Below are 15,386 nucleotides of genomic sequence, written 5' to 3'. Positions count from 1 at the left end.
GCAACAACACCCACTCGGCTCACACTCGTACTAGGACGAAACGATCAACGCACCGTAGTATGTGCCAGCCAGGTCCCCGCCCTAAACCGCGCGCCTCGCGCGTGCAACAACTATGCACGTTCAGCCATTAAGAATTAGAGAAAAAGGGCTCTCGTGTCTGTTCTTCTGGTGGTCGGCGGTGGTGGTTTCCAATTTCGCCTAAAATTGGCGGCTCTTGCGCGACCGGCGTGCCCTGATCGGCCAAGGGCGTTAATCGCCCGCGCCAGGGGGGTGCCGGTGGCCTGCGATGGCGATGCGTGCGGCCATCTTGGACTTGCGCACGACGAGTTCGGGGGAGTAGCCCTGCTTGGTGAAGACGCCGTCGAGCCAGAACATGCCGTAACCGTGGGCTTGGGTGAACAGTTGCTCCATCAGTTCGAGCGCTTCCCGTGGTCCGTCGGATACGGCCAGGCACGGCATCAGGAACTGATCGGTCAGCCGTCGCGTCTGCTCATGCAGTTCGGCGTGCTTGGGGCCCTGTAGGCCGTCCGCATAGATGACGTTCATGCCCGCGCGCCGCTCGATCAAGTACTCGGTGTAAGCACCGGCTGCGGCGGCAAGGGCGTCCACGGGATCGTCGTGGCTCTCCATTGCGACCCGCACCCGCTCCGCGAGTTGGCAGGCGACCGTTGCCGCGACGGCCGCGAGCAAGCTCTCCCGCTCGGGGAAATGCCGGTACGGCGCGGCGGCGCTGACCTTGGCCCGCCGTGCCACCTCGGCGACCGAGAAGCCGGCCAGGCCTCGTTCGGCGATCAGGTCGAGCGAGACGCGCACAAGCTCGGTGCGGAGGTCCCCGTGGTGGTACTTACCGCCCATGTCGTGGATCACATCTTTCACTCGGAATATGTCAGAGCTCTGTCACGTCGCTGATGTAAGAGGGTTCTTACAACGGGACCTGCCGCACAGCCGTTCCTTGGAGGGTTCATGAACACGACCACGCACGCTATCGCCGTTCCGTCGCCGGGCGCACCCCTGGTACGGACGACGATCGCGCGACGTGACCTGCGGCCGGACGACGTGCTGATCGACATCGCTTACGCCGGCATCTGCCACAGCGACATCCACCAGGCCAACGAGGACTGGGGCATGGCGATCTTCCCGATGGTTCCCGGGCACGAGATCGCCGGCGTGGTCGCCGAGGTCGGCTCGGCCGTGACGAACTACCAGGTCGGAGACCGGGTCGGGGTCGGCTGCATGGTCGACTCCTGCGGTGAGTGCGAGTACTGCCGGGCCGGCACCGAGCAGTTCTGCGTCCAGGGCAATGTCCCGACCTACAACGGCGTCGGGTTCGACGGCGAGAACACCTACGGTGGCTATAGCCAGCAGATCGTGGTGAAGGACGCCTTCGTGTGCCGGATCCCGGAGGGCATCGAGCTGGATGTCGCCGCGCCGCTGCTCTGCGCCGGCATCACCACCTACTCGCCGCTGCGCCAGTGGGGCGCGGGTCCGGGCAAGAAGGTCGCGGTTGTCGGGCTCGGTGGGCTCGGGCACATGGCGGTCAAGCTGGCCGCCGCGATGGGGGCCGAGGTGACGGTGCTCAGCCAGAGCCTGAAGAAGCAGGAGGACGGCCTGAAGCTCGGCGGGAAGGACTACTTCGCGACCGGCGACGAGTCGACCTTCGAAGCGTTAAAGGGGCGTTTCGACCTGATCCTCAACACGGTCTCGGCGAAGCTCCCGGTCGACGCCTACCTCGGGCTGCTGCGAGTCGGCGGCGCGATGGTCAACGTCGGCGCTCCCGGTGAGCCGCTGTCGTACAACGCGTTCTCGCTGCTGGGCGGCAACAAGGTCCTGGCCGGGTCGATGATCGGCGGGATCGCGGAGACCCAGGAGATGCTGGACTTCTGCGCGCAGCACGGTATCGGTGCGGAGATCGAGCTCATCGCCGCCGACCAAGTCAACGCGGCCTACCAGCGTGTCGCCGACAGCGACGTGCGGTACCGCTTCGTGATCGACACCGCCACGATCGGCGCGTGAGGGCGGCCACGGAGGCTGAGCAGGTCAGGAGCGCACTGCCTGCCGGGCGGCGGGGCGCCCGGCAGTCGACCAATAAGTCCACTAAGGATGGTTGCGTGACTTTACCAGACCAATCGAGGGAATATGCCAAAGGGCATTGGGCGCCCTGGTTTTTCTCGATCTGTTAATAAGGGGATGCCTTAACGTTTGGTGGTGCCGCAGTTGAAGATGGGGCGAACCGCTGGGGCGTTTTGTGTTGATCTTTTCGGGTGAACCTGTTGGGCTTCGTCCATCGCGTGTGCGCCTGACGGGAGTCATGGGGTATTACAGTATGGCTTTCGGGACCCCTCCCGAATGTTGTGGATATCGTTGCTGGCGATTCGCGAATACCCGATTCTTCCGACCCGGCGGAGGACATACGTCATGGTCTCCAAGTTCCGCAGCGCGGTCCTGGTCTCGATGGGCGTCGCTCTCGGCCTGGCTGCCGGCGCCACCAAGGCGGCTAGCGCCGACCCGGGCATGATTCCGGTCGGGTCCGCGGCTGAACTCCGTGCCGCGCTAGGTGCCGCCAAACCCGGCGACACGATCCGGCTGGCGCCCGGCAACTACGACGGGAGCTTCGTGGCGACCGCGAAAGGCACCGCCGAAGCGCCTATCACGCTCATGGGACCGTTAGCGGCGGTTCTTTCCAACGGCAGCGGCTACGGACTGCATCTGGACGGCGCGGAACACTGGAAGCTGACCGGGTTCTCGGTCAGCAATGCCAAGAAGGGCATTGTCCTCGACCGTTCCCAGCACGTCGTCATCGACAATGTCGAAGTGTCCCAGATCGCCGAGGAAGCCGTGCACTTTCGGACCTCCAGTTCGGACAACCTGATCCAGGAATCCCGGATTCACCACATCGGCCTGGTAAAGCCGCAGTACGGCGAGGCCATTTACTTCGGCTCGGCGAAGAGCAACTGGGACCAGTACGGGGAGAACGGTGGCCCGGACCGCAGCGACCGCAATCAGGCGCTGAACAACAAGCTGGGGCCGAACGTGGCCGCCGAACACATCGACATCAAGGAAGGCACCGAGGGTGGCCTCGTCAGGGGCAATACCTTCGACGGGCAGGGGATCGCGGGGGAGAACTCCGCGGATTCCTGGCTGGATGCCAAAGGCAACGGCTATCTGGTCGAAGGCAACACCGGCACCTTCGGTGGCGACGGCGCACTGGTCGACGGTTACCAGACGCACACCGTCGTGGACGGATTCGGTTGCGGGAACCAATTTCGCGCCAACAACGCCGACCTCGGCGGCGCCGAAGGTTATGCGATCAAGGTGACGAACCAGCGCGAATGCCGGTCGGCACCGAACGTGGTCTACCGAGACAACGAGGTCCGCAATGCGGGCAAGGGCCTAACCAACATCGACGTCACCTACTGAGCGGTTCGGAGCGATTCCGGGGCGGAGGCGGGAAGCTGACGGTCGGCGGGGAAAACGCCCCTGCTGCACGCGAATCCCTCGATTGTCCGCACAACGGGTCGCGGAGTTGGAGTTGGCGAAGGAGATACCCCGAATGACACATTCCGTGCCTAACGTGCCGTGGGCCCTGGGCCGTTCCCCCTACACTGCATGATTATGCGGAGTGGTGCGATGGTCGCTGACCGTTACCGGCTCGATGATCTGATCGGCTCAGGGGGAATGGGCGTCGTATGGCGCGCCACCGATCTGCATTTGAGACGGGTGGTCGCGATCAAGCAGGCGAGGCCCGGCGGGGGAGTGCGTGACGCCGAGCAACTGCATCGCGAAGCCCAGAATGCCGCGCGCGTGCATCATGCCAACGCGGTGACGTTGTTCGACTCGGTGCGCATCGGCGCCGAGTGCTTTCTGATCATGGAGTACTTCGAGTCGACGAGCCTGGACAGAATCCTCGCCGAGGGATACGTGCTGTCCCCGAAGCAGGTGGCGCATATCGGCGTCCAGATCGCCGGTGCCCTGGCGGTCTTGCATGCCAACGAAATCGTGCACCGCGACATCAAGCCGGGCAATATACTCGTCGCCGCGGACGGTACGGCCAAACTGACCGATTTCGGTATTTCTCGCTGGTCCGGAGCTACCCAGACGCACACCGGCGCGCTCGCCTGGACCCCGTCCTACGGCGCGCCGGAGGTTGGCGCCGGCATGCCCGCCACCCCGGCATCGGATGTGTTCTCCCTGGGCGTGACCCTGTTCTATGCGGTGGAAGGCAAGTTGCCGTTTGGGGCGGGGATCTCAGACCCACGGCGGGAGTCCGCGTTCCAGGTGCCGACGACCTTCCGTGCCGGGCCGCTCGGCCTGGTGCTGTCACAACTCCTGTTGTTCAGGGAGGACCAGCGCCCCTCGGCGGCGCGGGCCAGGGACATGTTCCAGGGGCTCCTTGCCGGATCGACGCTCCCGGTAGCGCCTCCGCCGGCGCCGGCCGGGCCCGGGAGGACCGGTCCGACCAGCAGGCGCCGCCTCCGACTTGTTGCGCTGGCGGGAGTCGGTGCCGTCGTCGTTTTGGCCTTCACCGTCGGGGTAGTGAGCTGGTTCGGCCGCGGGTTGATGCCGACAGGTTCGCCACCGACAGGTTCGACAGCCGTGCCGGACACTCCGACGGTGCTTCCGGCGGTCGGGGATCCGCGCACGGTTGATCCCTGCAAACTCACCGATCCCCACCCTCTCAAGCGTTTCGGCCCGACCCGCAGAGACGTCGATTACGGCAACTTCAATCGTTGTGACGTTCTTGTCGATATGGGCGCCGAGCCCACCGTGGATGTCCAAGTGCAATTCGAGATCTCCGACGGGACCGGGCAGCCACCAGCGGGGCCACTCAGCATCGAACTGCTACCCCGGAGCAACGATTCCTGCCTCCGCAGGATACGGCTCGCCCCTCCGGTAATGGTCTCGGTCAGAGCGAAGGTGAAGGGCAGTTCCACGGCTGACCTGTGCGCCATCGCCGATGTCGCTACGAAGACCGCGGCCGACGTGCTTCGCTCCGGCGAGATCCCCCGGGATTCCACGCGGATCCGAACCAACTCCATTGCCAATGCGGATGCGTGCAGGCTTCCCGATGGCAACGTGGTTTCCCGGATTCCCGATGTCGATCCCGCCAACACGGATCCCGGCTTCGGAAACTGGGAATGCTACTGGGAGTACGGCTCGGGCGGCAAGGCGTTGTTCATCCGCTTCAGCCAGGGCGAACCGGGCAATTCGACGTCCAGCATTCCCGTCCAGCTCGGTAGTTACAGCGCCACCGTCACCCCAAAAAATGACGGCAGCTGCGAGGTGAACGCGCTGTACCGGGAGTACTACGACGTGGACCAGAAGCCGAAGTGGGAACAGCTGGTGGTCACCGTCTGGGCGGCGCAGCCGCTGGATCAGGTCTGCGGGATGGCCAGGGACGTGGCTGCGTCCGCGGCCGAGCACCTGCCACCGCGCTGAGCGGTCACTGAGTGACGTTGTCGCACAACCAGTTCGAGCCGAAGCCCCACATCCCTACGCCACTCGCGCCGGATCGCACAGTTCCGCCAGGGAGTCGACGTATTCGCGCAGCAGCCTAGTGGCGGTCGCCGGTTCCCACAGGTCGGTGGTGTACTCCAGCCAAGCCTGGTAGCCCCGTGCGGGGGCGTCGGCCGACACGAGCCCGAAGGTCAAGTCGGCACGCGATGCGGCCGCGGCGACGTTCTCGACTCGGGTCGCAAGCCCGGTGAAGGCCACCTCTGGGCCGGGCAGGTTCTGGAATGCGAACCCGATGAGCGGCCGGTCCGGCTCCGCACCGCGTCCAGTCGCACACAGCTCGTACACCACGCGATCGATGGACACCGGGTTGTCAAGCGCCGCAAGAGACGCGGCGCACGTCTGCTTGACAAGCGTGGTGAAGGGCACCCGCATTGGTGCCCGGACAACCAGTCCGACGCCGATCCTGGTGCAGCTGACCAACGACTCGAATTCACGGCGCTCGCGGTTGGCGTAGGACATCCGAAGCACGACATCCGGGGCGCCGGACAATCTGGCCAACAACCGGCCGAGGGCGGCAGCGGTGACGGCGAACGGGGTCACACCAAGGGATTGGGCGAACGACTCGACGGCGGCCCGTGTCGGGTGGGGAACTTCCAGCCGCACGGTGTCCCCGGCACCGGACGCCCGGCTAGGTCGTGGCCGGTCAGTGGGCAGGTCGGCGGCAAGGAGCACGCCCTCCAGATGCTGGCGCCAGAACTCAAGCTGACGAGCGTCCAGGCCCGCATCGGCTTGCTCGCGTTGCCAGCGCGCGTAGTCGGTGGACTGCGCGCCGGGCGCCTCCAGTTGCGGTGCCGTCCCGGTGACGGCTGCCCCGTACAACGCCGCCAATTCCCGCAACGTCAATGACAGGGACCACCCGTCGGTGCTGATGTGGTGAGTGACGAGCATCAACGCCCACCGCCGGGTGCCGACCCGGAGCAAACGGCACACGGGCATAGTTCCCCGGCCGAGGTTGAACGGGGTGTTGGCCAGTTCGAGGCAGATCTCCTCGGCCCGCTCCGCGGGACCGTCGCGCAGGTCGTCGACGGGCAGGGTGAACGGCACGGGCGCCAGCGCCTGCTGTGACCACCGCCCCGCACCGTCGCGGACGAATCGGCAGCGCAGTCCGACGTGCCGCGCGACCAGTTCGGTGATGGCCCTGCCGAGGGCGGGCGTGTCGAGCCGACCGGTCAGCCAAATCCTCGTGCCCACGTTGAAGACCGCTGGCCTCGGCAGGTGCGTGACCGTCGTGAGCATGGCCTCCTGTTGCGCGGACACGGGTGCCTCGTCGACGACGGCCCCGGCCAGGCGAGAGAGCAGCGTCGGTTTGTGCCGCTTCAGCTCGGCCAGCAGTTCCGGGGACAGCACGCCGCGCGGAGCGTCATAACGCAACTTGTCACCGGCGGCCGCCAAGCGCACGTCGAGCACACGCAACCTGCCGAGAAGATCGTCCAGCTCACCGGCACCCGTCACAGCTCTCCCCGCATCCGATTCCCCGCCAGCACCGACGCCATGCCACACACCGTCGGGTCGGCGAAGAACTCGCTCAGTGAATACTCGGCGCCGAACCGCTCCCGTACCCGGTTCAGCAGGGTCAACGCGTTCAGCGAATGCCCGCCTAGGTCGAAAAACCGCGCATAGTCGTCGAATCCGTCGACACCGAGGACTTCCGCCCACACCTGCCGGACAGCCGCGGCAATCCGATCGTCGTCACTCGCCTGCCCGGCCTGGCGGGCCCACTTCCCGTTCTGTGTCAACGGCAGCCGATCCACCACCAGCCACCGCTCCGGAACCATGGGCCTGGGTAGCAATTCGGCCAGCCCCGCACGCCAGCGCCGAGCAAGCTCGGTCTCGCCGAGCCCGTCCGCCGCTGTCCGTTCGGCGAGCACGTGGCAGGCGAGCAGATCCCGCCCGGTCGCATCGTCGGTTTCCGCCAGCACGCGCGCGTCAAGCACACCGGGCAGCGTGCGCACCGCACAGGTGACCTCGGCCGGCTCGACGCGCACACCACGGATCTGCACCTGGTCATCGGCGCGCCCGACGAAGTCCAATTCGCCATCCGCGCGCCACCGCACCAGATCCCCGGTCCGGTACCAGCGGCAGCCGTTGTCGTCGGTGCTGAACCGCTGCGCGGTCAGCGACGGGTCGCCGTGGTAGCCGCGTGCGACCTGCGGGCCGCCGACGTGCAGCTCGCCGATCGCGCCCGGTGGCAGCACGCGCCCCGCCGCGTCGCGCACCTCAAGCCGCAGGGCGGGATTGGGAGGGCCCAGCGATGGGCTGCCGACACCTCGCGGCGACACCTCGCCCCATGAGCAGAACACCGAGCACTCGGTCGGGCCGTAGATGTTGAACACGGTGAAGGCAATGTCCTCGCGCGGCCGTGAGTTCAGTCGCTCGCCGCCGACGCACAGCACCCGCAGCGCCGCGTCCCGGGGCCACGGCTGGTCGAGCACCGCCTCGGCGACGGCGGTCGGCAGGAAAGCGACGGTGATCCGCTGCCGCACCAGCCACGCCACCAGGGCCTGCGGGTCAAGCCGCACCTCGTCGGGCACCACGTGCAGCTCGGCGCCGGTGGCGAGCGCGGGCCACAGTTCGATGTGCCCAGCGTCGAAACCGGGCGCGCTGTACCAGGACAGCCGGTCGTCCCCGGTGATACCCAGCCGGTCCAAGAACACCGCCAGCGTGGCCGCCACGTTGCGGTGCTCGATCAGCACCCCCTTGGGCGTCCCGGTCGACCCGGACGTGTAGAGCAGGCACAGCAGGTCATCGCCGGTCACGGTGACAGTCCTCAATGGACTATCGCCGCCGACGTGGAGCCGGGGCACGCCGGGTGCCAGCGCCGGGTCGAGGTCGTGCGAGCAGATCAGCGCGACCGGGCCGGCGTCGGCGAGCACCGCCGCCAGTCGCGGCACCGGTTGGCTCAGATCCAGGGGCAGGTAGGCCACGCCGGCCGCGACCGCGCCGAGGACAGCCGCAACGAACTCGTGCCCTCTGGGCAAGGCGACCGCCACTACGTCTCCGCGTCCCGCGCCCTGTTCGATCAGCCGCGCGGCGACGCCGTTCGCGGCAGCGGCCAGCTTTCCGCCGCTGTGTCGGCCCGCGGCGTCGACCACCAGCGGTCGATCGCCTCCCGGCCGTACCTCGGTGAGCGTCGTGTGGTGGGGTACCGGCTGCGGTCCGACGCTGATCGCCCGCAGCCGCTTCTCGTCCTCGGCGGTGAGCATCGGCAGGTCGCCGATTCGCGCTGCCCGGCCGTCGGAAATGGCCTCCAGGACGAGCTGGAGGTGATCGAGGTAGCGCCGCGCCGTGGCTTCGGCGTACAGGCCGGCGTCGTACCGGATGCTCAGGCGCAAGCCGGACCCGGTGCGCACGACCATCAGCGACAGTTCCAGCGGCGCCGAGGCGGTGCCCACCCCGAGCGGCTCCGCACTCACACCGGGCAGCGTGATACCCGGCAGGGCCTCGGTGTCCAGGTCGATCGAGACGGGCATCAGCGGCCTGGCCGTGCCCGGTGCGGGGTTGACCTCGGTGAACAGCGCGTCCAGGTCCACCCCGCTGTGTTCGGTGGCCTCCAGCACCGCATCCCTGGCCGCCCGCACGGCGGCCCCCGTCTCCATGTCGTCGCGCAGCACCCCGCGCAGCGGCAGCAGCGACGAGAAGAAGCCCACGGTGTTCTTGGTCTGCGGCGTGCGCCGCCCGAACGTGGTGCCGACAATGAACTCCTCCTGGCCGGAGAATCGCCTTAATACCTCCCGCCACGCGGTGAGCAGGCTCGCGAACACGCTCACCCCTTGCGTGCCGCTCCATTCACGCAGCGCGGCGGTCCGTCTCGGGTCGAACCAGGCTGTCACCGACGCGCCCATGCCCACGGCAGCGTCGGCACGAGGCCGGTCGGTGGGCTGCTGGGGGACCGGCGGCTCGGTCCCCAGGTGCGCGCGCCACCAGTCAAGGTCGGCGGGATCGTGCACGGGGCGGTCGGCGTCCAGCGGGGAGCCGCCCGGCGCTTCGAAACGCGGCGCGTCCCCGGCCACTGCCGCCCGGTACAGCTCCGGAAAGTCCGCGGCGATGAGACCGGCGGAGTGCCCATCGGTGATGAGGTGGTGGATGCCGATGATGAGCGCGTGGTCGTCCGTGCCCAGCCGGAGCAGGCGCGGAGTGAACAAGGGCCCCTGCGCGAGGTCGTACTCGCGGCGGCTTTCCTCTCGCACAACCGCCGTGATGGCCGTATCGGCGTCCTGGCAGTGGTGTTCGCTCACCGTCACCGGCACGTCGACCCTGTCCAGCACGACCTGGCGCAGTTCCTGGTCCCGGCCGTCCGGCCGGAACACCACGCGTAGCCCGGGGTGCCGGTCGACGAGGCCGCGCAGTGCGGCGCGCACCGCCTCCTCGTCCAGTGGCCCGCGCAGCCGCACGCCTTGGATCTCGTTGTACGCACTGGCCCCGGTCAACTGACAGGCCAGCCACATCCGGCGCTGAGCGGTGGTGGCCGGGCCGCTGCGTTCGGCCGGAGTGGTGAACGCGCGTCGCAACCGGTCCAGCCGGACCAGCCCGGCGGAGATCTGCTCGGCGGACAAGCCGAAGTCGACGAGCGCGGCGATCTCGTCGACCCCGGCCGCATGCAGCTTCGCCACCAGGCCCGCGCAACTCTCCTGCGTTCCGATCAGGGCTCGCTGGTCGCAGTAGCGGTGGTAGGCGTGCCGGAACAGCGCGTCCAGGTCCTCGGGGCTCGCGGCGGCCAAACCTCGGCACTGCGACCGGAATCTGTGGCCGCGGACCGCATCAGCAATGAGGAACGCAGGTACCGGACCATGGGCTCCAGCGCTTCGGCGCGAGCGGCCTCGTGGTCGTCGCCGAGGTAGGTGTGCAGCAGCACGGTGACGCGGCCGGCATCGGGATCCAGCCCGGCGGCGCGCCGGGCGCGCCGGTAGTGGTCGATGTTCTGGGCCAACTGCTCCACCGTCTGGTTCATCAGATTCGTGAGCACGCCGAGGTCGAGCCGGCCCGCCTGCTCATAGGACCCCACCCGCCCCGTCGTGGCAAGCCACATCGGCGGCTGCCCCTGGATCGGGCGGGGATGCACCCGCACGTCGATCTCGGCTCCGGAGCCCGAGCGGCGGCGCAGCGGATCGCCGCGCCACAGGCGCCGCAGGTCGGCCAGGTGCTCGAAGGCGGTTTCCCGGCGACGGGCGAACCGGTCGGGATGCAGCGCGAAGTCCTCGCCGTGCCAGCCGGTGCCGAAACCGAGCCCGACGCGCCCGCCGGACAGGTTGTCCACCACCGACCACTCCTCGGCGACCCGGATCGGGTCGTGCAGCGGCAGCACGACCGAGCCCGCGTTGAGCCGGATCCGGCTGGTCCGACCGGCCAGCGCCGCCCCGAGCACCGCTGGGTTGGGAAACAGGCCGCCGAAGGAGTGGAAATGCCGCTCCGGCAGCCACAGTGCGTGGAAACCGTGCTCGTCGGCGAACCGTGCGGTGTCCATGATCAGGTCGTATTTCTTCGGCGACCCGGCCGATTCCGCTTCCGCCGAGTCGCCGAAGAAATAGATGCTGAAGTCCGGCGCCGGACGCTCGCGCCGCGCGGGCACCGCGACGGGGCGCGGCCTGCTGGGCGGGAAGAAACCAGCCTGGCGCAGTTCCCGCAGTGAACCGCGCACGGCTTCGGCCACGTGCTCGACGTCGGTGTCGGTGTGCGCGGTGGACAAATAGAAGCTGCGCCACTCCCACACGTGCACACCGCGCAGCAGCAGGTGCTGGTAGAGCAGTTCCATGTCCGCGCGGTGACTGAAGCGGAACATCGACCCGAAGTTGTCCAGCCGCAGCGGAAACTCCTCGTTCACGAAGAAGTGGTTCAGCTCCTCGGCGAGCTGGTCGGTCCTGGCGTTGACCGACGCTTGAAGGGCAGGGCCCTCCTGCCGCAGGTGCGTGAGCACGGCCCGCGCCGCGGCCATCGAGACGGGGTGCTGCATGTGGGTGCCGCCGAAGAAAACCGTCTCGCGCTGTGGCCCGCTGTCATCGCCGTAACGCCAGAAACCGCCGTCGACGTAGTCCATGATGTCGGCCCGGCCGGCGATGGCGCCGACGGGGAAGCCGCTGCCCAGCGCCTTGCCGTAGGTGGCCAGGTCGGCGGTGACGCCGTAGTGGTGCTGGGCACCACCTGGGTGGGGCCGTAGGCCGGTGAGCATTTCGTCGAAGATCAGCACAATGCCGCGCTTGCGGGTCAGTTCGCGCAGGTTACGCACGAACTCCGTGGGACGCAGCGAGGGGTTGCGGCACTGCACGGGTTCGACGAGGACGGCCGCGATCATGTCGGCGTGTTCTTCGATGACCTCAAGGCTGCGCGGGTCGCCGTATTCCAGAATGATCAGTTCGGCCACGGCGCTGGCTGGGATGCCCGCCGAGACCGCAACGGTGCCCCCGCCACTGGCGCGGCCGAGCACCGAGTCGATGTGACCGTGGTAGGAGCCGCGGAACAGCACGATGCGGGTGCGGCCGGTCGCCGCGCGGGCGAGCCGGATAGCCGCCGAGTTGGCTTCCGTGCCCGTGCAGGCGAATGCGACCCGTTCCGCGCCGGTCAGCTCCGCGAGCAGGGCGGCGGCTTCGCCGGCGTCCGCGCCGCGCAGGCCGAAGCGCAGCCCGCCGGACAGGTGTTCGCGCACGGCCTCGGTGACGAACTTCGGTTCGTGGCCGAACAACAGGGCACCGAAACCCATGGTGATATCGACGTAGTCGTTGCCGTCGACGTCCACCAGCCGCGCGCCCTTGGCCGACCGGCCGTCGATGAGGTAGCGCATTTCTTTGGTCGCTGCGCGGAAACCGACGACCGCTCGGCTGTCGGCGAGCACGCCACGGTAGCGCTGGGTGTTTTCCTTCGACGTATGGGTTCGTTCGTTGAACCTGCGCGTCAAATCCGCGATGTGGGCGTGCTGCCCCGGACTGGTCGCCGTGTCGGCCATGCCCGAGCCGGCGGCCACGGTGACGCGCGGACCATGCACCGCAGGCGGTTCGGGGCTGGGCGCGGAGGTGGGCGTGGCGGCTGGCGCTGGTGGTACTGGTTCGGTCGGCGGTTCCGCTGGGGCACGGCGCTGTGCGATCAGCTCCGCGAGCAGCCGCGGCGTTCGCGCCACCTCCAGCATTTCCTCCATGCCTATCTTGACTCCGAACTCGCCTTCCAGCTCCACTTGCACGCCGATAAGATGGAGCGAATCCGCTCCGAGGTCCACAAAGGACCGTTCGGGGTCGATCTCGTCGGGGCTCTGGCCGAGGTGCCGTGCCGTCCGCTCCAGCACGCGATCGAACGTCCCCTGATCCGACATGACCGCCTCCACGGTGATATTGGTGTCCCCGTTCTGTCCGGGTTCGGCGAGTTCCGGCAACGACGGGCCCACCCAGTGCCTCGTGCGCCGGAACGGGTAAAGCGGCAGCGGGATGCGCCGGCCACCGCAGCCATCGAGTAGCGCAGCCCAGTCGATGTCGACGCCGGAGCAGTGCAACTGGGCCAGCGTGGCCTCGTCCGTCGGCTCCGGAGGTGCCTGCTCGCCGTCGAAGACGAAGGCGACAGCGGGGGAATCGGTGACCACGCCGGTGCTGCACCGATGATCCGTCGCGCCGCTGAGGTAGCCGTCGAGTGCGTTGACCAGTTCTTTGATCGTGTGCCCGGGCACCGCGACGCGGTGGGCGAACCGGCGGCGCCCCAGGGCCAGGGTGGTGACCAGGTCGGCCAGCCTCGTGTCTGGGTGTGCTCGCAGATGGTCGCGCACCGCCGAGGCGTACTCCGCCAGGGCTTCCGGATCGCGTGCCGACAGCGGGAGCAGTCCCGGCACGGTTCGCGCCGGCGCCGGGGCGGATGTGCTGGGTGGGGCTTGTTCCAGGATGACGTGCGCATTAGTGCCACCCATGCCCACCGAGTGCACCCCCGCCCGGCGCGGCCCGGAGCCCGGCCACTCGCGCGACTCGGCCGACAAGGTGAACGGGCTGGCCGACAGGTCGAGAGCCGGGTTGGGCCTGCGGAAGTTAACCAGGGGCGGGATGACGCCGTGCCGCAGTGCGAGCACGGCGCTGATCAGCCCCGCCATGCCGGCGCAGCTGTCCAAGTGACCGATTCTCGGTTTCGTGGTGCCTAGCGCGCAGAAGCCAACCTGGTCGGTGTGCTGGCGGAACGCCTTGGTCAGGCCGTCGAATTCGATCGGGTCGCCCTTGTGGGTGCCCGTGCCGTGCGCTTCGAGGTAGCCGATGGTCGCCACGGGCACCCCGGCCGCCTCGATCGCCCGCAACACCGCGTCTTGTTGCCCGATCGCGCTCGGCGCGGCGAACCCGGTCTTGGCCGTCCCGTCGTCGGCCGCCCCGTCGTTGGCCACCCCGGAGCCCAGGATGACCGCATGCACGGTGTCGCCATCGGACAGTGCCGAGTCGAGCCGTTTCAGCAGCACGGCCGCCACCCCGTTGCCCGCGACCGTGCCGTCGGCTTCGGCGTCGAACGCGCTGAGCAACCCGCGAGGTGACATCGTCGAGCCCTTGACGTGGCGATGACCGGTCACCTGGGGGAAGTGCAGTGCCGAGGAGCCGGCGAGCGCCAGGTCGGCCTCCCCGAGCAGCAGTGCCTGGCAAGCCAGATGCACGGCGACCAGCGAACTCGAACACGCCGTGGCCACGTTGACCGCGGGCCCGGTGAGATTCAGCCGGTAGGCGGCCTGAGTTGCCGCGTAGTCCCCGTAGTTGCCGATCTGGACCTGCTTGGCGGCCGCCCAGCCCGGTTCCCAGCCGGCGACACCGAGGTTGTTGGCCAGGTAGCTGTGCAGCGAGTGCAGCCGGTAACCGGTGCTCGCGTACACGCCGACCCGCATGGTGTCGTCCGTAACCGGATAACCGCCATCCTCCAGGGCGTGGTAGCAGCACTCCAGGAACAGCCGTTGCTGCGGGTCGGTGATCGCCGCCTCGCGCGCGCTCATGCCGAAGAAGTCGGCGTCGAACCGGTCGACGCCGGGCACCATTCCGCTCGCGGCGACGAAATCCGGCGCGCCGCGCTCGCTCTCGGGAATTCCCGCTGCGGCCAGCTCTTCTTGGGTGAAGTGGTGGATCCGGGAGGCGCCGGTGCCGATGTCGGCCCAGAAGCGCTCCGGAGTGTCCGCTCCCGGGAATCTCAGCGACATCCCGATGATCGCGATGCGGTGCGTCCACATGCCCACTGGCCCTCCCGGCGGTTCTCCTCGCGTGCCACGCGAGGCAGACACCCCGAAACCGACGTTCTCCGCCAACCGGTAGCCGAAAACCGCGCCACGAGCCCGCATCGGCGTCTGCTGATACTTTTCGCAATTCCAGCATTAGTCCTTGTGCGAATGTTGGATGCAAGTATCGGTCGCATTGGGCGCCGGTGTCCATAGCATCCTGGGGAGAGGTCCTGAAAGGGAAGATTCGAGTACGCGAAGGAGCCAGATCATTGACGACTCGGCTGCCGCCGATATGTTGCGCGGCGGTCCGGGAAGGTTCGGCGAGCGGACCGAGTACGGGAATCCCCGAGTCGAAAGCCGTGGACGTTTGTCAATAGTGTAATTGATCGTAAAATGGCCTAATTGGTAGGCCGAATGGCGGGTGTCTGTTGGGTAGGCCGTTTTACGCGCAGCTTCCGCCAAGCCCCGCGGGCACCGTCGATGCACGAGGTTGTCCAGTGATGTGCGCCGCCGCCGCGACGCGTCGCTCGTCGCGGATGACGTCGTGGCAGAAGCGGCAGGTAGCGGGAGTCTTGCGCCCGGTAGCCGTTCGTAGCTCCCTTTTGGCCTCCGGCAACCTGCCCTGCGTGAGGAGACACTTGCAAGGTTTTGTGTCTCTGGGCCGTGTATATTAGTCCTGTCCGAGCGGCAGCGGTAGACCGGAGCACTGGCGCTGACCGAGGCATTC

Annotated in this window: 7 protein-coding genes; 3 read left to right on the top strand and 4 right to left on the bottom strand. The window is 68.0% G+C overall.

All coding sequences use genetic code 11. The features are described from left to right. Positions 1-249 precede the first annotated feature (249 nt). Positions 250-867 (bottom strand): TetR/AcrR family transcriptional regulator, encoded by a 618-nt coding sequence (locus tag BJ970_RS31940; RefSeq protein ID WP_184732511.1) that lies wholly within the window; start codon positions 865-867, stop codon positions 250-252. A gap of 96 nt (positions 868-963) precedes the next feature. On the opposite strand from BJ970_RS31940, the gene BJ970_RS31935 reads away from it, so the two are divergent. The 3 genes from BJ970_RS31935 to BJ970_RS31925 all read left to right on the top strand — a co-directional run bounded on the left by BJ970_RS31935 (position 964) and on the right by BJ970_RS31925 (position 5,436). After that, positions 964-2,013 (top strand): NAD(P)-dependent alcohol dehydrogenase, encoded by a 1,050-nt coding sequence (locus tag BJ970_RS31935; protein ID WP_184731158.1) that lies wholly within the window; start codon positions 964-966, stop codon positions 2,011-2,013. Positions 2,014-2,415: 402 nt separating this feature from the next. Further along, complete coding sequence (locus BJ970_RS31930; RefSeq protein ID WP_184731156.1) at positions 2,416-3,417, top strand: right-handed parallel beta-helix repeat-containing protein; 1,002 nt, start codon at positions 2,416-2,418, stop codon at positions 3,415-3,417. 210 nt (positions 3,418-3,627) lie between these two features. Beyond that, positions 3,628-5,436 (top strand): protein kinase domain-containing protein, encoded by a 1,809-nt coding sequence (locus tag BJ970_RS31925; RefSeq protein ID WP_184731154.1) that lies wholly within the window; start codon positions 3,628-3,630, stop codon positions 5,434-5,436. 54 nt (positions 5,437-5,490) lie between these two features. On the opposite strand, the gene BJ970_RS31920 is transcribed toward BJ970_RS31925, so the two are convergent. From BJ970_RS31920 to BJ970_RS31910, 3 genes are read right to left on the bottom strand one after another with little or no spacing between them, the layout of a single operon-like run. Further along, positions 5,491-6,966: a condensation domain-containing protein gene (locus BJ970_RS31920; protein ID WP_184731152.1), complete on the bottom strand. Its 1,476-nt coding sequence runs from the start codon at positions 6,964-6,966 to the stop codon at positions 5,491-5,493. Continuing rightward, complete coding sequence (locus BJ970_RS37340; protein ID WP_221468334.1) at positions 6,963-10,232, bottom strand: non-ribosomal peptide synthetase; 3,270 nt, start codon at positions 10,230-10,232, stop codon at positions 6,963-6,965. The genes BJ970_RS31920 and BJ970_RS37340 overlap by 4 nt, the downstream gene beginning before the upstream one ends. Next, positions 10,154-14,671 (bottom strand): MupA/Atu3671 family FMN-dependent luciferase-like monooxygenase, encoded by a 4,518-nt coding sequence (locus BJ970_RS31910; RefSeq protein WP_246472093.1) that lies wholly within the window; start codon positions 14,669-14,671, stop codon positions 10,154-10,156. The genes BJ970_RS37340 and BJ970_RS31910 overlap by 79 nt, the downstream gene beginning before the upstream one ends. Positions 14,672-15,386: the final 715 nt, after the last annotated feature.

The organism is Saccharopolyspora phatthalungensis (assembly GCF_014203395.1).
Classification (GTDB): Bacteria; Actinomycetota; Actinomycetes; order Mycobacteriales; family Pseudonocardiaceae; genus Saccharopolyspora; species Saccharopolyspora phatthalungensis.
This window is presented reverse-complemented; position numbering and strand designations above follow the sequence as displayed.

Excerpts from the sequence above, each read along its gene's own strand:
- BJ970_RS31935 (WP_184731158.1), top strand. The coding sequence starts at position 964 with ATGAACACGACCACGCACGCTATCGCCGTTCCGTCGCCGGGCGCACCC.
- BJ970_RS31930 (WP_184731156.1), top strand. The coding sequence starts at position 2,416 with ATGGTCTCCAAGTTCCGCAGCGCGGTCCTGGTCTCGATGGGCGTCGCT.
- BJ970_RS31925 (WP_184731154.1), top strand. The coding sequence starts at position 3,628 with ATGGTCGCTGACCGTTACCGGCTCGATGATCTGATCGGCTCAGGGGGA.
- BJ970_RS31910 (WP_246472093.1), bottom strand. The coding sequence starts at position 14,671 with ATGTGGACGCACCGCATCGCGATCATCGGGATGTCGCTGAGATTCCCG.